The following is a 25,670-nucleotide window of genomic DNA, read 5'->3' as shown; positions in this document are numbered from 1 at the left end:
CGACGACGCGGAGAGCTGACTCAGAGCCAGTCGGTCGAGCCTGACTCGATGGGAACGATCGCCAGTTCTGCGGCCGCCACGAACCTTCCGCCGGGGCTTGTCGAGATCGCTCGCGAGTCGTCACCAAGAGGCGCTGGCCCAACGGTTTCGATCAGGGTCGCACCGCGTCCGGTCATAGAGACCTGGAGGACCCTGTGCAGCTGTCCTGTTGCGACGACGCGGACCAGCATCCCGACCTCGAGTACGGGTTCCGTGGGGACGGGGTCGCCTACAGGCTCCGTCATCGGCCGCCACTCAGCAGCCGCCGCAGGCCGCCCTTCCCGTCCGCTCCTCCGGTTTCGTCGGCTGACGCGGCGGACGAGCCGACCAGGCGCTCTACTACGGCGAACCGGTTGCCGCCGGCCGGGACACTGGCTGTCGCGATCGTCAGGAACTCAGTAATGGTCTTGCACTCGTCGCACATGCGAAGGGCGGCACCATCGGGCAGTCGGATCTCGTTGAGCGGCCTGTCCTCATCGAGTGCCTTGCACGCTTCGCACGTGCGGGCGGCGATGCGACGACGCTCCTCCTGGATCGCCGCGTCGTAACCTTCAGCCATGCTCGTGGCGGCCTCACGCAGTGCGTAGAACTCAGGCAGTAACTGCTGGTCGGGCGTGAGCGCCAGCTGCGAGGCATCGGGGCCGAATCTCGAAGAGTCCGGCATGTCGCCAACTGTCGCGAGATTGGGTCGACCGTCCGAGTGGATGTGCCGGGCCAGCCAGGTGCGATAGGTCGACGGGTCCAGGACCGCCTCTTTGCGCGCCCGATTCGCCTCCCAGATTTCCAGTTCGCGGTCGCGCGTGATCTGCCAGCGCACGGTGTCGACCATGCTGGCGATAGCACGAGCAGTCACGCTCACGCGCTGGAAGGCGTCGCGATGCTCGGGCTTCAAGTAGTACGGAGACGACTTGTCGTCGTGGCCGACGGGAAGTTCGCGGAGGACGGGCAGGTCTTGCAGGGTGGTGGTGGTCATGTGATGTCACTTCTTTCCTTGGAGAGGGTTCGGGTTGGGTTTCAGACAGGCCGTGTCGGGGGCGCACGCGAGCGGCCACCACAGCGAACTGTGTTCATCAGTCGTCACCTTGCATCGGTAGTTCGAGCTGCTGCACGTGTGGCCGTGGCTTCTCGCCGCGATCGCACGGCGCGCACAGCGGCTCGTAGTCCGAGGGGTCAGGGCTGTACGTGAGACCACTGACCGGATCGGTGCGGACCTTCTCGGCATCCGAACGCAGCCGCCATCTGGTGGCCGGCTGAGAGCACCGAGAGCACACCTTGCGATGCGCCGAGCCGCGGCTCCGGTGCAACCGACCGTGCGCGCCGGCGTAACTCACGTCGTCGCCCTTCCCCGCCTTGCGTGCTGTCGTTTCGGACTGTGCCAAGGATCGGCGGTGCTGCCGGTAGTGGCGGTCACAGAATCCGCGGGCCACGCGCTGCTTGCCGCAGCCGTCAACCGAGCACACTTTGGGACGACGACGCCTAGGCGCGATGACTGGGCTGCCGGGTGACCGTCCACGGAGCTGCCGGGCGTAGTGAGTGCGGCAGAGCCCCCACTTGAGGATCTCGACCGGCCGGCGGCACCCTTCGACCTGGCACACGAGCTCTTCGTTGACCGGCTCGTTCATAGACCGGCCTCGCATCCGCTAGGCAGCGAGGACGCATGCGAGGTGCAGCAGGTCCGATCTGGGGAGGCAGAGCCGGCCAAGGCCGGCTGGTTTGTTTCGTCGGTGTCGGGATTTTGTGCCCCCGTTTTTCTGAGAATTCCGGGGGATAAATAGGAAGAACCGGTACTTCCAAGGGGGGTCGCGCACTCAAAAGTCTGACCATCTGACTGCATCTGAGGTGCGTGGCAGCTCGATCGCGTTGCGCGCGCGAAGTGAGTGGTTGGCTCGCTCCCAGGATGGTCCTCTGTCTTTGTCTTCAGTGGTTCCTCAGTGGTTCCTCTTATGTGTTGGCTGTAACGGCCAACAGGAGTGGGCATGACGGCCAACACCCATTGGCTGTAACGGCCAACTCGGTAGTTGGCTGTAACGGCCAACACCTCAACCACCTCCAGATGGGTTGTCCACAGGCAGCACGAGCTGGTTCATGTGCGGCCACTTCTCGACCAGCAGATGCCACGTCGAGGTGGTCCTGCTGCTGGCTATGTCGCTGGCCGGCGAGATGCAGCCGGCAAGCCTCAGCTCACGCCAGACGCGTGAGACCGTCGTGCGCTGGCTGTCGTGTGAACCGGCCAGGCCAAGAGCGCGCGCTATCGGACGCCAGCCGGCGAAGTAGATCGGCTGGTCGTCGGTGTCCTTCGCGGTGAGCGCCATAACAGTCAGGGCCACTCGCGCCTTATGGTGGCGAGCGAGGTGCGGCATCGCGTGTACGACGGCCGCGCTCACGAGCTGCGCGCCCACGGTGGAGGCACCTCCGCAGGCGCACCGACCGGCGGCGGCTGCGATTCCATGAGGCGGCGGAGCTTGTGCGATGCGACGCCTTGGACGCCGGTGACGATCGTGCCGCCGGCCATCAGGAACTCACAGACCTTTGCGCGGACCAGGTCCCGGTCAGCGCCGTGGATCTCGGCACTGACCGCAGGGCGCAGGCTTTGCAGAGCCACGGCTAGCTCCCAGCTGTAGTGCGAGGCGGTGCCGAGGTCCAAGGCGACGTGACAGCCGGGTGTGATTGGCTCCGTGCAGTGCAGCGTGAACCTACGTCTGTCGACTGTCACGAGGACGGGCACGCTCGGGCGTCCTCGGGTGGTGGTCGATGTGCGGCCGCTCATCGCGCGGAGGCGTCCAGGTACGCCTGAAGTTCGGAGAGCCGGACGCGGACAGCACGGCCGAACTTGGCGGATCGAATCTCGCCACGCCGGATGGCGGCACGCACGAAGTTCTCGGACAGGCCGAGGTACTCGGCGCACGCAGCCGCCGTCATCAGGGGATCAGGGTTCTTCGGGGTGGTGCTCGTGGAGTCGGACATGGGGATCTCACGCGACGCGCACGCGCGCCCAGAGGGCGAGCAGGGGCTTAGTGGCGGAAGACTGCCGAGGGCGGCGCGGTTAGCGCGTCACGTGGCTTTCAGAGCGGGATCGGCTGGGGTCTAAGTCAGGCCGAGATGGTGCTCACGCGGCGGCAGTCTCGCGGCGGGCACTCGGGGCACCCGGGGCATGGATGCATGTGGCGGTCAGATGCAACGCTCGGTCCTCTGGCGGCGACTCCCAGAGGGTGTGCGCGTGGGACGCGCGGCCGGTCTCGATCTCCGCGAGGTCAGCAAGGTTGTCGGCTTCGGTCAGTTCAGCGGTGCTGATGTGTGTCGCGTCCCGCTCGATGACCATGGCCAGCAGGAGGATGTCCCGAATGACGCTCTCAATCGTGGCCAGACCATCGGCGTCGGGACCGAAACACGACCGGATGACGCCTGCGAATCTGCCTAGCTCGATGGCAGCTGCGTGCAGCTGAACGACGCGTGCGCGGCCGTCGCTGATGTTCGCCTGGTCGTACCGATCGAGGTGCGCGTTAGCCGACTGTGCCTCGGGGAACGGCGAATCGATGTGCCAACTGAGAGTGCGGGCCGGATCCTGCTCGGTGGTAAGAACGTGACGACGCGGGGGCAGCGCAGGGCGCAACGAGGAGCGCGCTCCTCGTTGCTGCCGTGGCTTCACATCAGTGACGCTAGCGCGGCGGTGTGTCAGAACGAGGGCAACTCGCCGCGCTGGAGTCTCTGGGGTCGACTTTTCCGCTCTGGGGCACACGTTCGACGCACAGGTCGCGGGACGGTGTGCGTGGTCACTCTGGCTCACGGGCAACCCGGTCGAGAAGATTTTCGAGATTGTCTGCGGCGGCAAGTAGGGCGGCGGCTACGTCGCGGCAGTCCTCGGCGGTGAATCGTTCACCGGCGTGGTTCCCGTCGACGTACAAAGCTGCTGAGATGGCGCTGCGGTGGATGGGACCCGCCGGCGCGATCGCCAGTTCGTCTTGGGTGACCTCGACGCTCGCGCGGGAGGTCTGGTGGCTGGTCGCTTCGTGCCAGCGGACGAGGCCGCCGTCTGCGTCCTCGTCGTACCGGTGCCCCGGCGGCAGCTGGCACCAGGAAGGGCAGTCGACTTCGCTCACTGGTCCATGGATCGCGTGTCGTAGGCACGCGTGCACCAGTTCGGTGTCTGTGAGTACCTGGCGATATCGGCCGGCACGGTCGAGGGTGAAGCCGGCACTGAGGATGGATTCCCAGTCCCATCCGTGGGGTCCGCCGTACGGGGCGAGGACGGCGCTCAGATGTGTGATCACGTCGTCGCGGTTCATTCGCGGTCATCCGATGTCGAGGATGCGTTTCGAGCGCGGCCCGGCGTGCGCCTGGCGTCATCGGCTGGGTGCGCGGTTTCGAGACCCGGAACCGGCGGGACGGACTGCACAGCGGCCGTCAGGGCGGTCGATGGAATCGCGACGTACCTGGCCGTCACTGCCGGCGAGGAGTGGCCCAGCAGCTCTTGCACGGCGCGGAGGTCGTACGCGCCGGCATAGGCGCGCGAGCCAAAGCGGGTGCGCAGCTTGTGGGCGCTCCAACCGGGTGGCATGCGGTCACTGATCAACTTCCCGACGTGCTGAACGGTCAGGGGCGTGTCAGAACCGATCGCACAGAACAGGTAGCCAGACACGATGCCGCGTGCGGCGCAGTACCCGTCCAGTTCGACCGACAGGGCCGGATGCATCGGGACCATGCGAACCCTGCCGCCCTTGCCGACGATGCGCAGGCCGTCCTCGGTGATTGCGTCGGCATGCAGGTGCGCGATCTCCGCGCGTCGCAGTCCAGCCATCGCGCCGAGGAGGATCATCACACGCACGTCGGGACGAGCGCCGTTGATGGCGTCACGAATGACTGGCTCTGGGGCCGGCTGAGGTACGCCGATCGGCACACGCACGCCTGGCAGGCGGGCTGCTGGGTTGTAGCTGAGCCGGCCGCTCTCGTAGGCCCAGCTGAACATGGTCTTGAGGCTGGAGCGGTGCCCCTTGCGAGTCTCGGGGCTCCATGCCGGGTTCGCCAGGTAGTCGGTCAGAGCTTGTCGGTCGACGGCGGTCGGATCGAGCTGAGTCGCCTTCGCGAAGTGCAACAGGTGCGCTCGACGGAGCGCGAGGGTCGCCGGGCGAAGTCCGCGCGCCTGCTGCTCGCGGTCGTAGTCATCCAGCAGTCGCGCCCAGCGTGCGGCGGGGGAGTCGCCGGCCAACGACACGCTCGGGAAGCCGGCCAGCTGCCAGGCGCGCAGCACGTCGGTGGTCAGGCGGCCGCTCGCCGCGTGCGGGTAGTCGGCCTGGCGCGCCCATGCCCGCGCCGGATGTTCGTGACCTGATGCGACCAAGTGCCGCGCCTGGGGGGTCAGGGGCGGCAGCGCAGCCAGGGCGGTGTCTCTCGGCAAGATCTCAGGGGTAGCGGGCAGATCGACCGTTGGATCGAATGGCAGCCGGCCGGACGCGTGGGACCAGGAGAACAGATCGACCAGGGAGACGCGGTGCGCCTTGCGAGTTCCGGTCGCCCATTCAGGCTTAGCCAGGTACTCCAGAATCGTGGAGCGTTCAACGGCGGCCGGCTGCTGCCAGCACTCGCGCGCGAACCTTTCCAGGTGGGCCATGCGACCGGCGGCCGAGGTGGATCGGGCCAGCTTTGTCCTACGTGGCGCTTCGGCATCAGGGGCGGGGCGGTCGCGACGCCATGCGCAGGCGCGATCGAGGGCGGTTGAGTTTGGGACGCCAGCCTCACCGGCCTCCTCGAGCGCACGACGGGCGACGCGACGACCCGCAGAGTCGGGCACACCCAGACCATCTAGTCGCTCGACTAGGTCGAGTTCCTTCGTTGTCAGGCCGGCGCTGGTCTGCGGGTCGGTCTGAGGTGCTGGCTCGGCGGAGCGCTGCTGGAGGTGGGCGGCGAAATCGGCGAGCAAAGCGGGCCAGGTGACGTCCGTGGGAGCGGCTGTGTCGGGGCCGTTCGCAGGGTTCGGTGTGACTACTGAGAGGTGGCGCGATTCGATCACGGGTCGTTCCTCTCAGGCGCTCTTGTGGATGGAGATGACGTTGGCCGGAGGGACGGCGAGGTCGCTCAGCCGTTGAGCGATCTCGCGGTCGCGTTCGACCGTGGCGTGCTGGTAGCGCATCGCCGCCACGATCGTTGAGTGGCCGAGGCGGCTTTGAATCTCGCGGATGCTCGCGCCGGCCTGAGCGGCAAGGGTCGCCCCGGTGTGGCGGAGGTCGTGCCAGCGCAAGTCGGAGCGGCCGGCGGCACGACGGGCACGGGCGAAGATCTGCGTTCGCTGATTGGTCTGCACGATGCTGTCGTCATGGTTGGCAAACACGAGCGCGGAGGGGCCGGCAGGGGTATGCGCGTTGAGGTGGTCGCGCAGGATCTGCACGACGTGTGGCGGAACATGGACCATTCGACGCGAGGAGTCGGTTTTGGAGGGTCCGAAGGTGGGCGGGTGCCCGCGGAGCTCGCGCACAGCTCGCTCGACACGCACTGTGCCGGCGTCGAGGTCGACATGCTCACGTGACAGGGCGAACAGCTCGCCGGCGCGCAGGCCGGTGTACGCGGCGAGGTGAACTGCGGCCGCGAGGTGATCGGGCATGGCGGCTGCGATCGTGACGATTTGAGAGGCGGTCGCCGGCACGCGCTCGGCGGCCTTGACCTCGGCGGCTCTCGGGATCTGGCAGGGGTTTGCCACGATCAGGCCGTCGCGCACGGCTGCGTTCAGCACAGCGCGCAGCGTCCGGTACGCCTGAGCGACCTGGGGGCTCGCGGACGGGTGCGAGTCGATCACCGGGGCGACTGCCGGCGCAGCTGGAGAGCCGGCCGCCGTCCAGGCCGTCATGAGCGCCTGCGACAGGCGGCCGGTTGGCTTTACCGTGAGGCCGCGCGACTTGCCCCACTCGCGAGCGTCGTTGGTCGGCCGGCGACGAGCCCTGCTGGTAGCGCCGGCCGCGAGGCGTGTGGCGGTGTAGAGCTGCTGAGAGTGCACGGCGGCGGCGTACCACTCGCGCACGTCGGCCACCGTGATCGCGCGCAGCTGCATCGCACCGAGGTCGATCGACTTGCCCTTGCGGTTCCCGCGCGGCGGGGTCGTGAGCGTGGCACAGATCCAGCGGCGCGACACGTCGCCGTAGGTCTCGACCGTCCGAGGTGAGAGGTCGGTGCGGGTGTCGAGATAGTCGTGCAGGTAGTCCGTCAGCGTCTGCGAGCCGAGATCAGGATCGCGCCAGGTGCCACGCGTGAGGTCGGCTTGGCTGGCTGCGATCCAGGCGTCGGCGTCTCGCTTGCTAGCGAAAGTCTGCGGAGCGCTGTGGCGGTTACCCGCGTGGTCGACGTATCGAGCCTGGTAACGGCCGGACGGGAGTTTGCGAATGCCGCCGAACATGCGGCGGGGGGAGCGGGCGCGAGAGGCGTTGCTGGGGCTGGTCATGTGGGGTCCTTGAACGACGTAGGGCACGTTAGGGCACAAACGCCGTAACGTGACCCGCCGTTAGACCATGTGGCGGGGACCAAAATCCCCGCCACACCAGCGGTTTCTTACGAGCGGACGACGAGACTCGAACTCGCAACATTCTGCTTGGAAGGCAGAGACTCTAGCCAATTGAGTTACGTCCGCGGGGGCTTGCAGCAACGACGTACATCTTGCCACACGGCCCGCGCTGGTCACGCATCGGTTTGGATCACGATATCGGCGTGGCGACGAGTCTGCTCGGCGGCGAAGTGTCGCGACTCCTGCGCGGCCCAGACGTCCCAGAACGGCCTGTAGGTGTCTCCGTCGCGCGCGAGCGCGCGTCGTTTGCGCACCCCGGCGGGCGCCTCGAGCCAGAGCAGTGCACTGAGATGGGGGCGGATGATTCCGGCCCCGCTCCCGACCCCGTCGAGGATCAGCAAAGGGGCGGGCGCGACCCGCAGCAAGGGTCCGGGTCGATCTCTGACCCAGCTCCACCGGTGCACGCTGCCGATCTCGCCGACCGCGATCGCGCCGAGCACGCCGGCGATCATCGGTGGCGTCGCCGCCAGGCCGTGCCAGCCGGGATAGATGTCGTCCAGATGCAGGACAGTCGCACCGGTGACCGCAGCGAGCCCGGCGACGAGATCGGTCTTGCCGGCACCGCTCGGCCCGTCGACCGCCACGACCTTCGTCGATCCGCACACGGGCTGCCGTGAGGCGATGAGCGTGACGATGTCGTCATACCGATGCGAAGGCACGGACACAGTGTCCACTAGACTGACGCGGCTACGGGATGTAGCGCAGCTTGGTAGCGCGCGCCGTTTGGGGCGGTGAGGTCGCAGGTTCGAATCCTGTCATCCCGACCGATGTGATGCACGTCTCAGGGCGGTGCAAGACGTACGTCAAACCGATGTGTGACGTTCACCCTCAACTGGACGGTCAGTTCCGCCCGGGCTGCGGCAATGGTGGGTGTGAGAACCAGTGAAGCCACTGAGCTGCTGGATCGCCGGCAGCTGTTGGCCGGCAGTGTGGGAATCGCCGGCCTGGGCATGTTCGGCCCGGCGGCCCTCCCGGCTCGGGCCCCCGAACCGACCGGCTCGCGGTTCCAGCACGGCATTGCGTCCGGCGACCCGTTGCCGGACGCCGTCGTGCTGTGGACCCGCGTCACGCCCACCGCGGACGCGCTCCCCGGCTCGGGCCGGGGGCCCGATGCCCTGGTCAGTTGGGAGGTCTCGGTCGATCGCGACTTCGAGTCCGTCGTGCGCACCGGGACGGTGCGCGCACACGTAGGGCAAGACCACACCGTCAAGGTCGACGCGACCGGTCTCAAGCCCGCGACGAACTATTTCTATCGCTTCACGTACGCCGGGGACCTCTCACCGGTGGGCCGGACCCGGACAGCGCCCGCCCCGGGCGACGAGCTGGCCGAGCTCCGCTTCGGTGTGGTGTCCTGCGCCAACTGGCAGGCGGGCTGGTTCAGCTCCTACCGGCACCTGGCCGATCGTGGCGATCTGGACGCCGTGATCCACCTCGGCGACTACCTGTACGAGTACCAGCCGGGCAAGTACTCCTATGGCCACGACAACCTGGACGTCCGCAGGCACGATCCTCCTCGCGAGACCATCAGCCTCAGGGACTATCGGCGGCGTCATGCGCAATACAAGACCGATCAGGACCTGCAGGCGCTCCATGCGGCAGTCCCGTTCATCGTGACGTGGGACGACCACGAGGTCGCCGATGGCAGCTGGGAGCACGGGGCGTTCGAGCACCATCCGGGCAAGGAGGGGCCGTATGGTCGGCGCGGCCGGGCGGCCCAACGGGCGTACGACGACTGGAGGCCGGTTCGGTTGTCTGGAACGGCCGGCGCCGGCGACGGCCGCAAGATCTATCGCCGGCTCCAGTTCGGGCAGCTGGTCGACCTCTCGATGTTGGATCTGCGGAGCTATCGCAGCGAGCGTGCCGTGGCCGGTGAGCCCGCGATCGACGACCCGGCTCGCACGATCACCGGAGAACACCAGCTCGCCTGGCTGACCGGGACCCTGGTCACCTCGCCATGCCGGTGGAAGCTCGTGGGAAACCCGGTGATGGTCGCGCCCGTGAGGATGCCGCCCAAGCCGATCGTCGGCGACTTCGCCCTGAGTCAGGTCATCAGTCTCACCCCGCTGAAGTCCTCCGCACCCAACACCGACGAGTGGGACGGCTACACCTCGGATCGCAAGCGGCTGCTGGAGCGTCTCGAGGCAGAGGGCACGTCGGATGTCGTGTTCTTGAGCGGTGACGTGCACTCCGCATGGGCCAGCGAGGTCCCCGGCCCCCGTGGCGTCCCGCTCGCCACCGAGTTCGTGTGCAACTCGATGACGAGCAACAACGTCGATGACTTCATCGGCGCTCCGGCACGTACCGTGTCGCTGACCCTGGAGGCCGCGATCCAGGAGGAGAACCCGCACGTCCGCTTCGTCAACCTCGACGACCACGGCTATTCGGTGCTCCACGTGACTCCCGCCGCGGTCCAGATGGTCTGGTATGCCGTGACGGATCGGCGGGATCGCCGCTCCGCTGCGCCACGGCTCGCGGCCTGGCAGGTGCGGTCGGGAACCCCGCGGATCGTCGCGGCGGATCGCGAGCTGCAGGCCTGATCGGGTCGCCGACTCCCTTTTTGGCCGGTCACGGTCTCATGAGAGACTGGTACGTCGCTGTTTTGGCCGACTGAGCGTCGGCCCCAGCACCCACCCGCCAAGCACCGAGATCATGCAGGAGTCAGTCACGTGAAAAGCACCACCGAGACACTGAGCCCGACCCGGGTCAAGCTCACCATCGAGGTGCCCTTCGAGGAGTTCAAGACCAACCTCGATGCTGCCTACAAGACCATCGGCTCGCAGATCACGATCCCCGGCTTCCGCAAGGGCAAGGTCCCCGCGGCGATCGTCGACCAACGCGTCGGCCGCACCGCGGTCCTTGACGAGGCCATCAACTCCGCGCTCCCCGGCTGGTATTCCCAGGCGCTGCAGGACACCAACATCCAGCCGCTGAGCCAGCCCGAGATCGATCTCGCCAAGTTCGTCGACGGCGAGCCGATCGAGGTCACGGCCGAGCTCGACGTACGTCCTGAGCTCGACCTGCCTGACGTCTCGACCATCGAGGTGACGGTCGAGGACTCGACCGTCACAGACGACGACGTCGAGGAGCAGCTGACCGCGCTGCGCGAGCGCTTCGCGACATTCGCCGAGATCGACCGCCCGGCAACCGAGGGCGACTTCCTCACGATCGACCTGTCCGCGTCGCAAAATGGCGAGGAGATCGAGGCTGCCCAGGCCGCAGGCATGCCCTACACGATCGGCAAGGCGACGATGCTCGACGGCCTCGACGAGGCTGTCACGGGTCTGTCGGCCGGCGAGTCCAAGACGTTCACGACCCAGCTCGTCGGTGGAGACCTGGCAGGCCAGGACGTCGACGTCTCGGTCACGGTCAAGGACGTCAAGGAGCAGCAGCTGCCCGAGCTCGACGAGGAGTTCGCCCAGACCGCGTCGGAGTTCGACACGATCGACGAGCTGCGCGCCGATCTCGTCGACCGGGTGACCCGCGGCAAGCGCATGGAGCAGGCCAACGAGGCCCGTGACCTGGTGCTCGACGAGATCGTCAGCAAGATCGACGCCCCGCTGCCGGAGGCCCTTGTCGCCGAGGAGATCACGAGCCGGCGCGAGCAGATCGAGCAGCAGCTCGCGATGGCCGGAGTCGAGTTCCAGACCTACCTCGATGACGAGGAGCAGACCGTCGACGAGTTCGAGGCCGATCTCGAGAAGCGTGTGCGCGACTCGCTGGTGGCCCAGTTCGTGCTCGACCAGATCGTCGCCAACGAGGAGTTCGGCATCGATGACGCCGAGCTGTCGCAGCACATCATGCGCCGCGCGCAGCAGTCCGGCGAGGACCCCAACTCCTACATCCAGCACATCATGGAGCACAACCACGTCCCCGACATGGTGAGCGAGGTTCTGCGTGGCAAGGCGCTCGCATCGCTCGTCGAGTCGGCCAAGGTGTCGGACAAGTCGGGCAACGTCATCGAGCTGGCCAAGCTGCGTGTCGACGGCCGCTACGAGGACGAGGTCGACGACACCGAGGCTCCCGCCGAGGCGTGATCGAGGACTCGCCGCAGGGGAGTTCACTTTACGTTCGGATACCGGCAGTATGGGAACATGCCTGTCGAACCCGCACGGACGACTGATGTCGCGGCGTTGGCGCTGGACTACAGCGATCGCCTGATCGTCGGCACGGTGCGCGATCTGCACCACGCGGCGACGAGGCGCGCCTTCAAGGCGACCCGTGTCGTCGGCGGTCACCTGCCCGAGTCGCTCCATGACGCCGTCGTGACGTCGATCTACGGCGCGATCTCTGGCGTCCTGCGGGTCTCGAGTGGTTCGGTGCGCGCCATGGCATCTCGCGGTATCGGCAAGCCGATCGAGGACACGAGGCGAGGTCGGCTCGTGGTGGCAGCAGTCAACGGGCTCATCGGCGACGAGCTGCGCATGCTCGACGACCCGCAGGCCATCACGATGGCCGTGCGCCACGAGGGCCAGGATGTGTCCGCGACGTCCTGGCCACTGGCCGAGGCGTTCCGGCACGGCACGAGCCACCCCGTGGTCTTCCTCCACGGTCTGTGCGAGAACGACGAGTCATGGGCCAACGCCGCCAAGGTGCACGGCACGACGTATGCCGATCGGGTGGTCGCCGAGACCGACGGCACGCCGGTGATGATTCGCTACAACACGGGCCTGCACATCTCCGAGAACGGCAAGCATCTCGACGCCCTGCTCCAGCAGCTCGTGGCGTCGTGGCCCGTGCCGGTCACCCGCATCACGCTCGTCGGGCACTCGATGGGCGGGCTGGTCGCACGTGCGGCGACCAATCACGCGACGGCATCCGGCCAGACCTGGCAGCAGGTCGTACGCGATGTGGTCTGCCTCGGCACACCCCACGCGGGCGCCAATCTCGAAAAGGTCGCGCACCTCGGCTCGCGGCTGCTGCGGTTCTGGCCGGAATCGACCCCGTTCAGCGCGATTCTCGAGTCCCGATCGTCCGGCATCGTCGATCTGCGGCACGGCTACATCACCAAGGACGAGTGGGAGGGCCAGGACCTCACGGGGCAGTGGGGCCTGGACCGGATTGCCGCGGCACCGCTTCCCCATGCCGAATATCACTTCGTCGCGTCGACCCTCGGTGCGTCCCAGCGCCACCCGCTGAGCTCGGTGCTCGGCGACCTGCTGGTCCACTTCTCGTCCGCGACCGGCGTGGGTCGGGCCGGCCCGATCGTCGAGGGTGCGACATTCGAGTACCTCCCCAGCGCGCACCACTTCGCACTGCTCAACCACCCGAAGGTGGGAGACTGGCTGGTGGAGTGGCTCAACTCCCGCACGCGCAACCCACGCGCAATTCCCGCCGCACCGCGGCAGGCCTGATCCGCACCACCCTTTCCGAGGAGATACATGCCCAACCAGCCCGTGATCCAGGACAGCATCGAGATCGACGCCCCGCCGACCGCGGTCTGGAGCGTCGTGTCGGACCTCAAGCGCATGGGGGAGTGGAGCCCACAGTGCGTACGCATGCAGGTCTTCGGCGGTGAGGTCAAGGAGGGCACGCGGACGCTCAACGTCAACAAGCAGGGCAAGCTGCGCTGGCCGACCAATGCCAAGGTCGTCGACTTCGTGCCGGAGCAGAAGCTGGCCTTTCGCATCGTGGAGAACCGCACGGTCTGGACGTACGAGCTGGAGCCCACGCCGACGGGCACGAGGCTGACCGAGAGTCGACGAGCGCCCAAGGGCGTGTCCGGACTCTCCAACGTCCTGACGCAGCGTGTGCTCGGCGGGACCGCAGAGTTCGAGGCGTCACTCCAGCAGGGCATCCGGCGCACGCTGGAGCGCATCAAGGCCGAGGCAGAGAAGGGCTGAGTCATGGGTCAACCCGCACTCGAGTCGTCCGTCGACATCGCCGCCACGCCGGATGTCGTCTGGGCGGCCGCAGTCGACTGCAAAGCCATGGCCCGCCGCAGCCCCGAGCTGGTCGGCATGTGGTTGTTCGGCAAGCCCACGGTTGGCCGGCGCGGGATCAACCTCAATCGTCGCAAGGGTTTCGTGTGGCCGACGACGAGTCGGATCACTCGGTGGAAGCCGCCGTCCAATGACAACGGCCGCGGCACCTTCACCTTCCATGTCTGGCCGACCAATGTCGACTGGTCCTATGAGACCGAGCCCATCGCGGGCGGCACCCGGCTCACCGAGCGGCGTACGGCCTTGGTGGACCCGACGCTGTCCGTGCGGCTGACTGCGAAGCTGGCGCTGGGCGGCGCAGAAGGCCACGATGCCGAGCTCTGCACAGGGATGGACGAGACGCTCGCCAGGATCAAGGCCGACGTTGAGGGATGACCCGCCTCAGCGGTCGACGAGGGTGAGCTCGAAGGCGTAGAGGTCGGGGCGATAGGCGTGGCGACCGTACTCGACGGCTCGTCCGGCGTTGTCGTATGCCGTGCGCTGCATCGTCAGCAGCGGAGCGCCCTTCTTCTCGCCCAGCAGGGCAGCCTCATCGGCGGCTGCGCCACGCGCACCGATGCGCTGACGCGCGACTCGCATGAGGATGCCCGAGGCCCGAAGGTGCGCATAGAGCCCGGTCTTCTCCAGGTCGATCGCGGCGAGGTCCACGACGTCGACGGGGATGAAGTTGTGCATCAGGGCGAGGGGCTGCTTGCCGACGAAGCGCAGCCGCTCGAGCGACCAGACGTCGTCGCCGGGGGTGAGCTGCAGCTCGTGCGCGACGTCCTCCTCGGCGGCAACCTTGCCGACCGCGATGACCTCGGTGCGCGGCTTCTGTCCCGCGGCGGTGAGGTCGTCGAACAGGCTGGTCAGCTCGACCGATCGGCGAATCTTGCCGTGCACGACCTGGGTGCCGACCCCCCGCTTGCGCACCAGCATGCCCTTGTCGACCAGCACCTGGATCGCCTGACGCATCGTCGGCCGTGACAGCCCCAGGCTCTTGGCGAGGGCGATCTCGTTGTCGATTCGCTCACCCGGGGCGATCTTGCCGGCCAGGATCGCCTGCTCGAACTGCTCGGCCACCTGAAAGTACAACGGGACGGGGCTCGAACGATCGAGGGTGAACTTCGGGCCGGGCATGCGGACAATGTATCCATTCATGACTGGACGTCAATATGTCAGGACAAAGACTTGACAGTGCATGTGATGGGCGACACACTCGTCCTGATAGTTTGTCAGCACAAACCCGCAAAGGACATGCATGACCGCGAGCGATCTGCGCCCGACCGGGCCCCGGGTGGCCGGCGCCCCCATCTCGTGGGGGGTGTGCGAGGTCCCCGACTGGGGCTTCCAGCTCCCGCCGGAGCGGGTCATGGCCGAGATGGAGCGGATGGGCCTTCGCGCGACCGAGTTCGGACCCGATGGGTTTCTGCCCGAGGACCCGGAGGCCAGGAAGGCGTTCCTCGAGACATACCGGCTGCGGGCCGTTGGCGGCTTCCTCCCGGTCGTCCTGCATGACGATGCCCATGACCCGATGAGCGAGATCGACACGTTCGTCGACGGCTGCCTCGCCACTGGTGCGGGCGTCATGGTGCTGGCCGCGGCAACGGGTGTCGACGGCTACGACGTGCGCCCGGTCCTCGATGAGGCGCAGTGGCGGACCCTGCTGGACAATCTCGACCGGATCGCGGACCACGCCAAGGAGCGCGGCGTCCTCGCCGTGATCCACCCCCACATGGGCACGATCGTCGAGACTGCCGATGACGTCCGGCGGGTCGTGGAGGGTGCTCACATCGGTCTGTGCATCGACACCGGCCACCTGGTCGCGGCCGGAGCCGATCCCGTCGCGATCACGCTCGCCCACGTCGACCGTGTTCGCCACGTGCACCTCAAGGACGTCGACGCGGCGATCGCCGAGCGCCTGCGAACCGGTGAGATCGGCTTCTCCGAGGCCGTCGCCGAAGGACTGTTCTGCGTGCTGGGCACGGGGGACGTCGATCTGATCGCGATGTTGGAGGCGCTGCGGGACGGCGGCTATGAGGGCTGGTACGTCCTGGAGCAGGACGTCATGTTCAAGGACGGCGAGCCCGAGGGCGAAGGTCCGATCGCCGACGTACGTGCGAGTCTGGACTTCGTGAAGGCAGTGCTGGCATGACGTTCGAGCTCATCACGATGGGACGTGTCGGCGTCGACATCTATCCCGAGCAGATCGGGACACGTCTCGAGGACGTCACCTCGTTCGGCAAGTTCCTCGGCGGCAGCTCGACCAACGTCGCCGTCGCGGCCGCCCGGCTGGGTCACTGGGTCGCCACCATCACGCGTACCGGCGAGGACCCGTTCGGTCGGTTCGTCCACTCAGCGCTGCGGGGTTTCGGGGTCGACGACACGTGGGTGACTCCGGTTGCCGGCGTGCCGACCCCGGTCACGTTCTGCGAGATCTTCCCGCCGGATGACTTCCCGCTGTACTTCTATCGTGAGCCCAAGGCGCCGGACCTCGAGATCTCGCCCGATGACCTCGACTACGACGCGATCCGCGCCGCAGACGTCTTCTGGGTGACCGGGACCGGTCTCTCGCAGGAGCCGAGCCGCTCGGCCCACCTGGCCGCTCTGGAGGCCCGGGACAGGCGGGGGATCACGGTGCTGGACCTGGACTACCGCCCGATGTTCTGGGAGTCCGCGGAGCTCGCGAATGCCCAGATCCAGGCCGCGCTGCCCCACGTCACGGTCGCGGTGGGCAACCGTGAGGAGTGTGAGGTCGCGGTCGGTGAGTCCGATCCGCAGGCCGCGGCAAAGGCGCTGCTGGCAACCGGTGTGGAGCTCGCGATCGTCAAGCAGGGACCGGCCGGGGTGCTGGGCGTGCGCCGCGACGAGTCCGTCGTGGTGCCTCCGGTGCAGGTCGACGTCGTCAACGGATTGGGGGCCGGCGATGCGTTCGGCGGCGCCCTCGTGCATGGGCTGCTCCACGGCTGGGACCTCGAGGTCACGCTGCGGTTCGCGAATGCGGCCGGTGCTTACGTTGCCGGGCAGCTGGCATGTGCCGACGCCATGCCCACGGCGGACCAGGTCTCCGCCGTGCTCGCCCGAGGATCTGTCGAGCTCGGGGGAGGTTCCTGATGGCCACGGTCGACGCCGAGAGCATCGCCTCGGTCGTCAGGACCCGCGCGCTGCACCCCGAGCGCATCGCGGAGCTCGCCGCGAGCCGGCGGCAGCCGGCCGGTCTCGTGGGGGAGACCGGCCGACTGCTGCTCGTGGCGGCAGACCATCCGGCTCGTGGTGCCCTGCGCGCGGGCGACGACCCGCTGGCCATGGGAGACCGCGCCGAACTGCTGAGTCGCATGATCCGTGCGCTCGACCGTCCCGGAGTCGACGGCGTGCTCGGCACAGCCGATGTCGTGGAGGACCTGCTGCTGCTCGGCGCCCTCGAGGGGCGGGTCGTCATCGGGTCCATGAACCGCGGCGGACTGGCCGGCACAGTCTTCGAGATCGACGACCGCTTCACGGGCTATGACGCCGCGTCGATCGCGGCGGCCGGCTATCAGGGCGGCAAGATGTTGTTCCGCATCGATCCGGATGACCCGGCCACCCCGGCAACCATGCAGGCCTGCGCGCATGCGGTCGAGCAGCTCGCAGGTCAGCAGGTCATGGCGATGGTCGAGCCGTTCATCTCACGGCGTGACGAGGGCGGCCGCATCCGCAACGACCTCTCGACCGAGGCCGTCGTACGCTCCGCCACGGTGTCCGCCGGCCTGGCGAGCACCTCGGCCCACACGTGGCTCAAGCTCCCGGTCGTCGATGACATGGAGACCGTCCTGGCCGCGACGACCCTGCCGGTCGTGCTGCTCGGCGGCGAGGTCTCGACCGATCAGGGCGCCCAGTTCGCCGCCTGGTCCAAGGCGCTCGCGAGCCCCAGCGTGCGCGGCATGGTCGTGGGCCGCTCCCTGCTCTTCCCACCCGACGGTGACGTCGAGGCCGCGGTGGACGCCACGGTGGAGATGATGACGACGTGAGCCATGTCCTGCGCGCTGGAGACGCTGCGGCACCGCCGTTCATCCTCGAGATCACCCCGAAGTCGGCGGGCTGGGACTACAGCGGCCTGCGCATCTTGGCGCTCGCGCCTGGTCAGAGCGAGACGCTCGGCACCGACGACTGCGAATACGTCGTCGTGTCTCTCGGCGGCGCGGCCGAGGTGACGGTCGACGGTCAGACATACGCACTGGAAGGCCGGAGCAGCGTCTTCGCCGGCCCGAGCGATGTCGTGTATGCGCCGCGGGACGCTGAGCTCTCGGTGACCAGCGCGGCGGGCGGGCGCTTCGCCCTCGCCTCGTCGGTGTGCGCCAACCGGCTCGCGCCGGCCCACCTGGCGAAGGCCGAGGTGCCGGTCGAGATGCGCGGCGCGGGCCAATCGAGTCGTCAGGTCAACAACTTCGCCGTCCCGGGCGTGCTCGAGGCAGATCGGCTCATCGCGTGCGAGGTCCTGACGCCGGGTGGCAACTGGTCGTCATGGCCGCCGCACAAGCACGACGAGGAACGTGACGGCGAGACCGCGCTCGAGGAGATCTACTACTTCGAGATCGCGGACGGCCCCGGCGGCCCCGGGATCGGGTTCCAACGCGTCTACGGCCACCCCGGCGCGGACATCGACGTGACCGCCGAGGTGCACACCGGCGACGCGGTCCTCATCCCGCACGGCTGGCACGGCCCGTCCATCGCGGCCCCCGGCTACGACCTCTACTACCTCAACGTCATGGCCGGACCCGGGGCTGAGCGTGCCTGGTTGATCTGCGACGACCCCGCTCACGCCTGGGTCCGTGACACGTGGGCCGATCTCGAGGTCGACCCCCGGCTGCCGTTCGGCGCTGCATCGGGCGGGGGCGTGAGATGAGCATGCGGCTGACCGTCGGGCAGGCCATCGTCCGGTTCCTCGAGGCGCAGCACGTCGAGCGGGACGGGGTCGAGAATGCCTTCTTCGCCGCGTGCTGGGGCATCTTCGGCCACGGCAACGTCGCCGGTGTCGGCCAGGCGCTCCTCGAGCGGGAGCTGTCCGGCGACACGTCGCACCTGCGCTATCTCCAAGGACGCAACGAGCAGGCCATGGTGCACGCCTCCGTGGCCTATGCGCGGCACCGCGACCGGCTCGCGGCGATGGCCGTCACGGCGTCGGTCGGCCCGGGCGCGACCAACATGATCACCGGCGCCGCGCTCGCCACGATCAACCGCCTCCCGGTGCTGCTCCTGCCGGGTGACACCTTTGCCACCAAGGTCGCCAACCCGGTGCTGCAGGAGCTCGAGGACCCCGCCAACGGTGACATCTCGGTCAACGATGCCTTCCGCCCGGTGTCGGCCTATTTCGACCGGGTCCACCGCCCCGAGCAACTTGCTCCTGCGCTGCTCCACGCGATGCGGGTGCTGACCGACCCGGCCGCGACGGGCGCGGTGACCCTGGCACTGCCGCAGGACGTGCAGGCCGAGGCCTGGGACTGGCCCGAGGAGCTGTTCGCCCGCCGGGTCTGGCACATCGCGAGACCCGCGCCCGAGCCTGCCGCCCTCACCCGCGCGGTCGCCGCGATCCGGGGCGCCCGCAAGCCCCTGATCGTCGCCGGCGGTGGCGTGACGTACAGCCGGGCCAATGACGCTCTGCGGGCATTCGCCGAGGCCACCGGCATACCGGTTGCCGAGACGCAGGCCGGCAAGGGCGCTCTGCCCTACGACCACCCGAGCTCGGTCGGGGCAATCGGCGCGACCGGCACGACCGCCGCCAACACATTGGCTGCGGAGGCCGACCTGGTGATCGGCATCGGCACGCGTTACAGCGACTTCACGACCGCTTCACGCACGGTGTTCGGCGCCGACGACGTGCGGTTCGTCAATCTCAACGTGTCCGGGTTCGACTCACACAAGCTCGCCGCGACGAGTCTCGTCGCCGACGCGCGCGATGGCCTGTATGCCTTGTCGACCGCCCTCCAGGGGTGGGCGGCCGACCAGGCATACACGGCCCGCGCGGCCCGGTTGGCTGCTGAATGGGACGCGGTGGTGCAGGGCGCATACGACCTGGCCCTGCCCGATCAGGACGGCCGGCCGCGGCTGGCTCAGTCTCAGGTCATCGGGGCGGTCAACGAGCTGTCCGATCCGCGCGACGTCGTCCTGTGTGCTGCCGGCTCGATGCCCGGCGACCTGCACAAGCTGTGGCGGACCCGCGACCGCAAGGGCTATCACGTCGAATACGGCTACTCCTGCATGGGTTATGAGATCGCAGGTGGCCTCGGCGTCAGCATGGCGGCGCTCGACGCCCAGCGGCTCGAGGGAGAGGACGAGCGCGACGTCTTCGTCATGGTGGGCGACGGCTCCTACCTCATGATGAACACCGAGCTCGTGACTGCAGTGGCCGAGGGAGTCAAGATCATCGTCGTCCTGGTGCAGAACCACGGCTTCGCCTCGATCGGCGCGCTGTCGGAGTCGTTGGGCTCGCAGCGCTTCGGCACGCAGTATCGCTATCGCACCAAGTCGGGCCTCGACGGCGACCGGCTGCCGGTTGACCTTGCCGCCAATGCCGCGAGCCTCGGCGCTGACGTCCTGTCGGTCACCGGCATCGAGGACTTCCGTGCGGCGATCGTCAAGGCCAAGCAGTCCAGCCGCACGACCGTGATCCACGTCGAGACCGATCCGCTGGCTGCTGCTCCCGACAGCCCGGCCTGGTGGGATGTCCCGGTGGCTGCGGTCTCGGCACTGGACTCCACGCAGCAGGCCCGGGCGACATACGAGGACCGCAAGCGCGACCAGCGTCAGCACCTCTCGCCCCCTCACTCGAAGGACCCGACCTCATGAAGACACCTGGTTTGCGGCGAGGGCTCTCGCCAGCTGAACTTCCCGACGGCACAATGACGCCGGGAACCCACGGAAGAGACAGGATCACCATCAGATGAAGAAGATCAAGATTGCAGCCGCCCTCGTCGCCTCCGGCGCACTGTTGGCCGCTTGCAGCGGTACGGGCAGTGACGAAGGCGCGACAGACAAGGCCTCGAAGGACTACACCTACGCGGTCGTGACCCATGGCTCACCGGGCGATGCGTTCTGGGACCGGGTCAAGTCCGGTGCCGAGCAGGCCGGCAAGGACTACGGCGTCAAGGTCGAGTACAGCTCGGACGGCGACCCGGCCAAGCAGTCCCAGCTGATCGACGGGGCCGTGGCCGACAAGGTCGACGGCATCGTCGTCTCGATGGCCAATCCAGACGGTGTCGAGGACAGCGTCAAGAAGGCCGTCGCCGCCGACATCCCGGTCATCACGATCAACTCCGGTGTCGACAAGTTCGCGGACTTCGGCGCGATCACGCACATCGGGCAGACCGAGACGATTGCCGGTGAGGCGGTGGGTGAACGGCTCAAGACCGAGGGGCAGAAGAACACCATCTGCGTCATCCAGGAAGCCGGCAACATCGGCCTCGAGGAGCGGTGCAAGGCCGTCGCCAAGACCTTCGGCGGCAAGGTCGAGAACCTGCAGGTTGATGGCACCGACGACAGCGCCGTCCAGGCGACGATCACCTCGAAGCTGCAGGCCGACAAGTCGATCGACACCGTGCTGACCCTCGGTGGCCAGTATGCGATCGACGCAGTCGGAGCCGTCAAGGACTCGGGCAGCGACGCCAAGATCGCAACGTTCGATCTGTCAGAGGACGTCATCAAGGGCATCCAGGACGACACGATCCTGTTCGCGGTCGACCAGCAGCCGTACGTCCAGGGATTCATGGGCGTCACTGGCCTCTACCTCAAGTCGATCAACGGCAACGACATCGGCGGTGGGCAGCCGGTCAACTCCGGTCCCGCCTTCATCACCAAGGAGAACGCCGACTCAGTCCTGAAGTTCGCCGCGGGCGGAACGCGCTGAGCCGATCGTGGGGCCCGGCTTCCCGCCGGGCCCCACAGCACCACCTCCTCGCAACGCAGGTTCGGCGAGGACCACACGCCGAGGAAACGGAGCACGTATGACCACCGCCACCGTGGGTGACGAGCGGGTAGCCCGCACGTCGACCCTCACCAAGCTGCTGAAACGCCCGGAGATCGGCGCTGCTGTCGCGGCGATCGTGATCTTCATCTTCTTCGCGACCACGACCAGCGTCTTCGCCACGCCTTCGGGGGCGAGCACATGGCTGCGCGGAGCGTCCACGATCGGCATCATGGCCGTCGCGGTCGCGCTCCTCATGATCGGCGGCGAGTTCGACCTGTCGGCCGGTGCCATGACGGGCTTCACGGGTCTGGTGGTCGGCGTGCTCACCACCGAGTACGGCCTCAACATCTGGGCCGCAATCGTGGTGTCCCTCGGCCTTGCCCTGGGGGTGGGTGCGATCAACGGGATCCTCGTGATGAAGACCGGGTTGCCGAGCTTCATCGTGACCCTAGGAACATTCTTCGTGCTGCAGGGCATCGACCTCGCCGGCACCAAGGCCCTGATCGGACAGGTCGCGATCCAAGGGATGTCCAGCGTCCCGTTCTATGACCAGCCCAAACGGATCTTCGGGTCTGCCCTCGACGTCAACGGCGGTCTCGTCTACGCCTCGGTGTTCTGGTGGATCGGCGTGACGGCCATCGCGACGTGGATCCTGCTGCGTACCAAGACCGGCAACTGGATCTTCTCGGTCGGTGGCGCGCAGACCTCGTCGCGGCAGGTCGGCGTCCCGGTCTTCAAGACCAAGGTCGGGCTGTTCATGACCACGGCTGGAGCCGGCTGGCTGGTCGGCATGCTCTTGCTGTTCACGACGTCCACGGTGCAGAGCAACACCGGCGTCGGCCAGGAGTTCATCTACATCATCTGCGCCGTTGTCGGCGGCTGCCTCATGACCGGTGGCTACGGCTCGGCGATCGGCGCCGCGTTCGGTGCACTGATCTACGGCATGGTCAACCAGGGAATCGTCTACTCGGGCTGGGACAACAACTGGCTCAAGGCATTCCTCGGGGTCATGCTGCTGGGAGCCGTGCTCCTCAACGAATGGGTACGCAAACGAGCGGAGACAGCCCGATGAGTGGTCGATTTCGTAGGTCCAAGACTTCCTCCGAGACTTCGGAGTCCAAGACCGAGGTGGCAGGTGGTCCTGAGTCCGAGTCCACGACCGAGGTGGCAGGTGGTCCGGAGCCCGAGTCCACGACCGAGGTGGCAGGTGGTCCGGATTCGGGGGCCGAGGTGGCGGCATCCCCGGTCACCAACGTCTTCCAGCCCGCCGAGCGCGGCACCGCGATCATCGAGGTGCAGGTCATCGGCAAGCGCTACGGCAACATCATCGCGCTGAGCGACGTCTCGACGTCGGTCCGTGCCGGTGAGGTGACGTGTGTGCTGGGCGACAACGGTGCCGGCAAGTCGACGTTCATCAAGATCCTCGCGGGTGCCCACGAGCATTCCGACGGCCGACTGCTGATCGACGACCAGGAGCAGCACCTGTCGAGCCCCCGCGCCGCGCTCGAGCTCGGCATCGCGACGGTCTACCAGGACCTCGCGGTCGTCCCCCTCATGCCGGTGTGGCGCAACTTCTTCCTCGGCAGCGAGATCACCAAGGGATTCGGTCCATTCCGCAAGCTCGACATCGACTTCATGAAGAAGACGACCAAGACCGAGCTGTCGGCGATGGGCATCGACCTGCGCGACGTCGAGCAGCCGATCGGCACACTCTCCGGCGGCGAACGGCAATGCGTCGCGATTGCGCGCGCGGTCTATTTCGGTGCCCGCGTGCTGATCCTCGACGAGCCGACTGCGGCCCTTGGCGTCAAGCAGTCCGGCGTCGTGCTGAAGTACATCGCCAAGGCCCGCGACCGTGGTCTCGGCGTCGTGTTCATCACCCACAACCCGCACCACGCCTATCCGGTCGGTGATCGCTTCATGCTGCTGCGACGAGGCAAGAGCATGGGCGACTTCCCGAAGGCCGAGATGACGCTCGACGACCTGACCGCGATGATGGCCGGGGGCAGCGAGCTCGAGTCGATCGCCAAGGAGCTCGAGAAGTCCATGGGTCCGGACTCCACCGTCGCGCAGGACATGAAGGCGGACACCAGGTGACACCCGAGGTCCGGGTCGGCATCGTCGGCCTGGGCTGGATGGGGCAGGTGCACGCGCGTGCGCTCAGTCGCCTGACCCAGCACTACACCGACAGCCCCCTGCGACCCCGGCTCGTCGCGGTCGCCGACACCGTGACCGACGAACGCACGCAGCGCGCTGCGCAGGCATACGGATTCGAGCACGTCTACACCGACTGGACCGAGCTCGTGGCGCGCGACGACATCGATCTGGTCTGTGTGACCGGGCCGAACTTCATCCACCGGGATGTCGCCGTGGCCGCCGCAGAATCAGGCAAGCACCTGTGGGTCGAGAAGCCCGCAGGGCGCAGCTCGGCCGAGACGCGTGAGATCGCGGCCGCTGTGGATGCGGCGGGGGTCCGGTCCGCAGCCGGGTTCAACTACCGCAACGCACCCGCTGTCGATCACGCCAAGGAGCTCATCGCGTCGGGGCGCCTCGGTCGGGTCGAGCACACCTCGTTGCGCTTCCTCGCCGACTACGCCGCTCACCCGGACGGTGCGCTCTCGTGGCGCTTCCTCAACGAGTTCTCCGGCAGCGGCGTGCTCGGAGACCTCGTCAGCCATGCCGCCGACCTGGCGCGCCACGTCGTCGGGGACCTGCGCGAGCTCGTCGTCGACAGTGCCACGTTCATCCCGGGCCGTCCCGAGGCGGTCGCAGGTGCGATGCACTACGACCGGGGGAGCGGGGCGCTCCTCGACGTCGAGAACGAGGACTATGTCAACGCCCTCCTGCGTTTCGCCGACGGATCACGCGGTGTGCTCGAGTCGAGCCGGGTCGCGGTGGGCGAGCAGTGCACCTACGGGATCGACGTCCACGGCACCAAGGGCGCTCTCTCATGGGACTTCCGCCGCATGGGCGAGCTGCAGGTCTGCCTGGATCAGGACTATCAGAACGGTTCATACGCCACGATGTTCGTGACGCCGTCCGAGGGCGAGATGGGCGCGTTCCAGCCGGGCGCGGGGATCGCGATGGGCTATGACGATCTCAAGGTCATCGAGGCCCGCCGTCTCATCGAGTCGATCGCGACCGGCACACCTTCAGGCGCGACGATCCACGACGCAGTGGTGGCCGCCGAGATCGTCGATGCGATGCTCATCTCGGCAGATGAGAGAAGGTGGGTCGAGCTGTGAGTCTCCGCGTGGGAATCATCGGCGCCGGAGCGATGGGCGCCGACCACATCCGTACGATCTCGACGAGCATCCCGTCTGCGCGCGTCTCGGAGGTCTATGACTTCGCGCCTGCCGCTGCCTATGCCGCGGCCCAGCCGGTCTCGGCCCATGTCGCGACCTCGGCAGAGGCGCTGATCGACTCATCTGCGGTTGACGCGGTCCTGATCTGCTCGCCGGACCATACGCACGCCGATCTTGCGAAGGCGTGCATCGCGGCGGGCAAGCACGTCCTGTGCGAGAAGCCCCTCGCGGTCACGGCCGAGGACTCGCTCTCGGTCGTCGAGGCCGAGGTCGCCGCGGGCCGCCAGCTGGTCCAGCTCGGCTTCATGCGGCGCTACGACCCCGGCTATCGCGAGCTGCGGCAGACGCTGCGCGACGGCGAGATCGGCGAGGCGCGGATGGTGCATTGCATCCACCGCAACGCGTCGTCCCACACCAGCTCGACGAGCGAGGGAATCGTCACAGGGTCGATGGTGCACGAGCTCGACATCGTCCGGTGGCTGCTCGACGACGAGATCGCCTCGATCCGTGTCGAGTCGCCCGTCGTCGAAGGATTGCGTGACCCGCAGCTGTCCACGATCCAGATGCGATCGGGAGTCCTGGTCTCCGTCGAGGTGTTCGTCAACGCGGCCTACGGCTACGACGTCCGCTGCGAGGTCATCGGCACGTCCGGGACGGTCTCACTCGTGCCGCCGACCCCTTCCAGCCTTCGCAAGGGTGGGATCGACGGCGTACGTGTGAAGGACGACTTCATCGGCCGGTTCGCCGACGCCTACCGGCTCGAGCTCGGGGCCTGGGCCGAGGACGCCCTCAACGGCGTGGTCTACGGCCCGAGCGCCTGGGACGGCTACGTCGCGAACGTCGTGGCCGCCGCCGGTGTCGACTCGCTCGCGGTCGGTGCTCGGCAGAGCGTCTCGCTCGACGCACGGCCCGATCTCTACGCCTAG

At 67.7% G+C, this 25,670-nt stretch carries 25 protein-coding genes and 2 tRNA genes; 16 read left to right on the top strand and 11 right to left on the bottom strand.

Features of this window, described 5'->3' with window-relative positions; genetic code table 11:
- Positions 1-280: 280 nt before the first annotated feature.
- The 10 genes from WKF39_RS14695 to WKF39_RS14650 form a co-directional block, all read right to left on the bottom strand.
- Positions 281-1,012 carry a hypothetical protein gene (locus WKF39_RS14695; protein ID WP_340389722.1) on the bottom strand — a complete coding sequence of 244 codons (732 nt, stop codon included), beginning with the start codon at positions 1,010-1,012 and terminating at the stop codon, positions 281-283.
- 1,066 nt (positions 1,013-2,078) lie between these two features.
- On the bottom strand, positions 2,079-2,366 hold the full coding sequence (locus tag WKF39_RS14690; RefSeq protein ID WP_340389720.1) for a hypothetical protein: 288 nt from the start codon (positions 2,364-2,366) through the stop codon (positions 2,079-2,081).
- A 53-nt stretch (positions 2,367-2,419) separates the two neighbouring features.
- Entirely contained in the window at positions 2,420-2,641 is a 222-nt protein-coding gene (locus WKF39_RS14685) for a hypothetical protein (RefSeq protein WP_340389718.1), read from the bottom strand.
- A gap of 161 nt (positions 2,642-2,802) precedes the next feature.
- Positions 2,803-3,003: a helix-turn-helix domain-containing protein gene (locus WKF39_RS14680; RefSeq protein ID WP_340389716.1), complete on the bottom strand. Its 201-nt coding sequence runs from the start codon at positions 3,001-3,003 to the stop codon at positions 2,803-2,805.
- A gap of 142 nt (positions 3,004-3,145) precedes the next feature.
- Positions 3,146-3,685: a hypothetical protein gene (locus WKF39_RS14675; protein WP_340389714.1), complete on the bottom strand. Its 540-nt coding sequence runs from the start codon at positions 3,683-3,685 to the stop codon at positions 3,146-3,148.
- Between the two features lie 124 nt (positions 3,686-3,809).
- On the bottom strand, positions 3,810-4,322 hold the full coding sequence (locus WKF39_RS14670; protein WP_340389712.1) for a hypothetical protein: 513 nt from the start codon (positions 4,320-4,322) through the stop codon (positions 3,810-3,812).
- Complete coding sequence (locus WKF39_RS14665; protein WP_340389710.1) at positions 4,319-6,043, bottom strand: tyrosine-type recombinase/integrase; 1,725 nt, start codon at positions 6,041-6,043, stop codon at positions 4,319-4,321. The genes WKF39_RS14670 and WKF39_RS14665 overlap by 4 nt, the downstream gene beginning before the upstream one ends.
- Positions 6,044-6,055: 12 nt before the next feature.
- Entirely contained in the window at positions 6,056-7,462 is a 1,407-nt protein-coding gene (locus WKF39_RS14660) for a site-specific integrase (RefSeq protein ID WP_340389708.1), read from the bottom strand.
- 112 nt (positions 7,463-7,574) lie between these two features.
- A tRNA-Gly gene (locus tag WKF39_RS14655) sits at positions 7,575-7,648 on the bottom strand.
- A gap of 47 nt (positions 7,649-7,695) precedes the next feature.
- Positions 7,696-8,241 (bottom strand): 4-amino-4-deoxy-L-arabinose transferase, encoded by a 546-nt coding sequence (locus tag WKF39_RS14650; protein ID WP_340389706.1) that lies wholly within the window; start codon positions 8,239-8,241, stop codon positions 7,696-7,698.
- 31 nt (positions 8,242-8,272) lie between these two features.
- On the opposite strand from WKF39_RS14650, the gene WKF39_RS14645 reads away from it, so the two are divergent.
- From WKF39_RS14645 to WKF39_RS14620, 6 genes are all read left to right on the top strand, one after another.
- Positions 8,273-8,346 (top strand) — tRNA-Pro (locus WKF39_RS14645).
- 108 nt (positions 8,347-8,454) lie between these two features.
- The gene (locus tag WKF39_RS14640; protein WP_340389704.1) at positions 8,455-10,119 is read left to right on the top strand and encodes an alkaline phosphatase D family protein; all 1,665 of its coding nucleotides are present in this window, start codon (positions 8,455-8,457) and stop codon (positions 10,117-10,119) included.
- Between the two features lie 129 nt (positions 10,120-10,248).
- Positions 10,249-11,616 carry a trigger factor gene (gene tig / locus WKF39_RS14635; protein WP_340389702.1) on the top strand — a complete coding sequence of 456 codons (1,368 nt, stop codon included), beginning with the start codon at positions 10,249-10,251 and terminating at the stop codon, positions 11,614-11,616.
- Between the two features lie 57 nt (positions 11,617-11,673).
- Positions 11,674-12,933, top strand: coding sequence for an alpha/beta fold hydrolase (locus tag WKF39_RS14630; RefSeq protein ID WP_340389700.1), 1,260 nt, complete (start codon positions 11,674-11,676; stop codon positions 12,931-12,933).
- 27 nt (positions 12,934-12,960) lie between these two features.
- Positions 12,961-13,422 carry an SRPBCC family protein gene (locus WKF39_RS14625; protein ID WP_340389698.1) on the top strand — a complete coding sequence of 154 codons (462 nt, stop codon included), beginning with the start codon at positions 12,961-12,963 and terminating at the stop codon, positions 13,420-13,422.
- Positions 13,423-13,425: 3 nt separating this feature from the next.
- On the top strand, positions 13,426-13,896 hold the full coding sequence (locus tag WKF39_RS14620) for an SRPBCC family protein (RefSeq protein ID WP_340389696.1): 471 nt from the start codon (positions 13,426-13,428) through the stop codon (positions 13,894-13,896).
- A gap of 6 nt (positions 13,897-13,902) precedes the next feature.
- Here the strand turns inward: WKF39_RS14620 and WKF39_RS14615 are convergent, their stop codons facing one another.
- A complete protein-coding gene (locus WKF39_RS14615) occupies positions 13,903-14,640 on the bottom strand; it encodes a GntR family transcriptional regulator (RefSeq protein ID WP_340389694.1) in 738 nt (245 codons plus the stop codon).
- 121 nt (positions 14,641-14,761) lie between these two features.
- Here WKF39_RS14615 and WKF39_RS14610 point away from each other — a divergent pair, with 121 nt between their 5' ends.
- The 10 genes from WKF39_RS14610 (at position 14,762) to WKF39_RS14565 (ending at position 25,670) form a co-directional block, all read left to right on the top strand.
- A complete protein-coding gene (locus WKF39_RS14610) occupies positions 14,762-15,655 on the top strand; it encodes a TIM barrel protein (protein WP_340389692.1) in 894 nt (297 codons plus the stop codon).
- A complete protein-coding gene (iolC, locus tag WKF39_RS14605; protein WP_340389690.1) occupies positions 15,652-16,614 on the top strand; it encodes a 5-dehydro-2-deoxygluconokinase in 963 nt (320 codons plus the stop codon). Before WKF39_RS14610 ends, iolC begins: the two co-directional genes overlap by 4 nt.
- The gene (locus tag WKF39_RS14600; RefSeq protein WP_340389688.1) at positions 16,614-17,507 is read left to right on the top strand and encodes an aldolase; all 894 of its coding nucleotides are present in this window, start codon (positions 16,614-16,616) and stop codon (positions 17,505-17,507) included. The genes iolC and WKF39_RS14600 overlap by 1 nt, the downstream gene beginning before the upstream one ends.
- Positions 17,504-18,382 carry a 5-deoxy-glucuronate isomerase gene (gene iolB / locus WKF39_RS14595; protein WP_340389686.1) on the top strand — a complete coding sequence of 293 codons (879 nt, stop codon included), beginning with the start codon at positions 17,504-17,506 and terminating at the stop codon, positions 18,380-18,382. Before WKF39_RS14600 ends, iolB begins: the two co-directional genes overlap by 4 nt.
- The gene (iolD, locus tag WKF39_RS14590) at positions 18,379-20,322 is read left to right on the top strand and encodes a 3D-(3,5/4)-trihydroxycyclohexane-1,2-dione acylhydrolase (decyclizing) (protein WP_340389684.1); all 1,944 of its coding nucleotides are present in this window, start codon (positions 18,379-18,381) and stop codon (positions 20,320-20,322) included. The genes iolB and iolD overlap by 4 nt, the downstream gene beginning before the upstream one ends.
- A gap of 94 nt (positions 20,323-20,416) precedes the next feature.
- The gene (locus tag WKF39_RS14585; RefSeq protein WP_340389682.1) at positions 20,417-21,379 is read left to right on the top strand and encodes a sugar ABC transporter substrate-binding protein; all 963 of its coding nucleotides are present in this window, start codon (positions 20,417-20,419) and stop codon (positions 21,377-21,379) included.
- Positions 21,380-21,476: 97 nt separating this feature from the next.
- Complete coding sequence (locus WKF39_RS14580) at positions 21,477-22,511, top strand: ABC transporter permease (RefSeq protein WP_340389680.1); 1,035 nt, start codon at positions 21,477-21,479, stop codon at positions 22,509-22,511.
- Positions 22,508-23,536 carry an ATP-binding cassette domain-containing protein gene (locus tag WKF39_RS14575; protein ID WP_340389678.1) on the top strand — a complete coding sequence of 343 codons (1,029 nt, stop codon included), beginning with the start codon at positions 22,508-22,510 and terminating at the stop codon, positions 23,534-23,536. The genes WKF39_RS14580 and WKF39_RS14575 overlap by 4 nt, the downstream gene beginning before the upstream one ends.
- Positions 23,533-24,684 carry a Gfo/Idh/MocA family oxidoreductase gene (locus tag WKF39_RS14570; protein ID WP_340389676.1) on the top strand — a complete coding sequence of 384 codons (1,152 nt, stop codon included), beginning with the start codon at positions 23,533-23,535 and terminating at the stop codon, positions 24,682-24,684. The genes WKF39_RS14575 and WKF39_RS14570 overlap by 4 nt, the downstream gene beginning before the upstream one ends.
- Positions 24,681-25,670, top strand: coding sequence for a Gfo/Idh/MocA family oxidoreductase (locus WKF39_RS14565; protein ID WP_340389674.1), 990 nt, complete (start codon positions 24,681-24,683; stop codon positions 25,668-25,670). Before WKF39_RS14570 ends, WKF39_RS14565 begins: the two co-directional genes overlap by 4 nt.

Origin of the sequence: Aeromicrobium sp. (genome assembly GCF_037719875.1) — a bacterium.
In the GTDB taxonomy this organism is placed as follows: Bacteria; Actinomycetota; Actinomycetes; order Propionibacteriales; family Nocardioidaceae; genus Aeromicrobium.
Note: the sequence above shows the minus strand (reverse complement) of the source record. Positions and strands in the feature narration are given on the sequence as shown.

Bases quoted from the DNA above. Each gene is read 5' to 3' on its own strand.
- WKF39_RS14695 (WP_340389722.1), bottom strand. From the start codon at position 1,012: ATGACCACCACCACCCTGCAAGACCTGCCCGTCCTCCGCGAACTTCCC.
- WKF39_RS14680 (WP_340389716.1), bottom strand. From the start codon at position 3,003: ATGTCCGACTCCACGAGCACCACCCCGAAGAACCCTGATCCCCTGATG.
- WKF39_RS14670 (WP_340389712.1), bottom strand. From the start codon at position 4,322: ATGAACCGCGACGACGTGATCACACATCTGAGCGCCGTCCTCGCCCCG.
- WKF39_RS14660 (WP_340389708.1), bottom strand. From the start codon at position 7,462: ATGACCAGCCCCAGCAACGCCTCTCGCGCCCGCTCCCCCCGCCGCATG.
- WKF39_RS14630 (WP_340389700.1), top strand. From the start codon at position 11,674: ATGCCTGTCGAACCCGCACGGACGACTGATGTCGCGGCGTTGGCGCTG.
- WKF39_RS14625 (WP_340389698.1), top strand. From the start codon at position 12,961: ATGCCCAACCAGCCCGTGATCCAGGACAGCATCGAGATCGACGCCCCG.
- WKF39_RS14620 (WP_340389696.1), top strand. From the start codon at position 13,426: ATGGGTCAACCCGCACTCGAGTCGTCCGTCGACATCGCCGCCACGCCG.
- WKF39_RS14615 (WP_340389694.1), bottom strand. From the start codon at position 14,640: ATGCCCGGCCCGAAGTTCACCCTCGATCGTTCGAGCCCCGTCCCGTTG.
- WKF39_RS14610 (WP_340389692.1), top strand. From the start codon at position 14,762: ATGACCGCGAGCGATCTGCGCCCGACCGGGCCCCGGGTGGCCGGCGCC.
- iolC (WP_340389690.1), top strand. From the start codon at position 15,652: ATGACGTTCGAGCTCATCACGATGGGACGTGTCGGCGTCGACATCTAT.
- WKF39_RS14600 (WP_340389688.1), top strand. From the start codon at position 16,614: ATGGCCACGGTCGACGCCGAGAGCATCGCCTCGGTCGTCAGGACCCGC.
- iolD (WP_340389684.1), top strand. From the start codon at position 18,379: ATGAGCATGCGGCTGACCGTCGGGCAGGCCATCGTCCGGTTCCTCGAG.
- WKF39_RS14585 (WP_340389682.1), top strand. From the start codon at position 20,417: ATGAAGAAGATCAAGATTGCAGCCGCCCTCGTCGCCTCCGGCGCACTG.
- WKF39_RS14580 (WP_340389680.1), top strand. From the start codon at position 21,477: ATGACCACCGCCACCGTGGGTGACGAGCGGGTAGCCCGCACGTCGACC.
- WKF39_RS14575 (WP_340389678.1), top strand. From the start codon at position 22,508: ATGAGTGGTCGATTTCGTAGGTCCAAGACTTCCTCCGAGACTTCGGAG.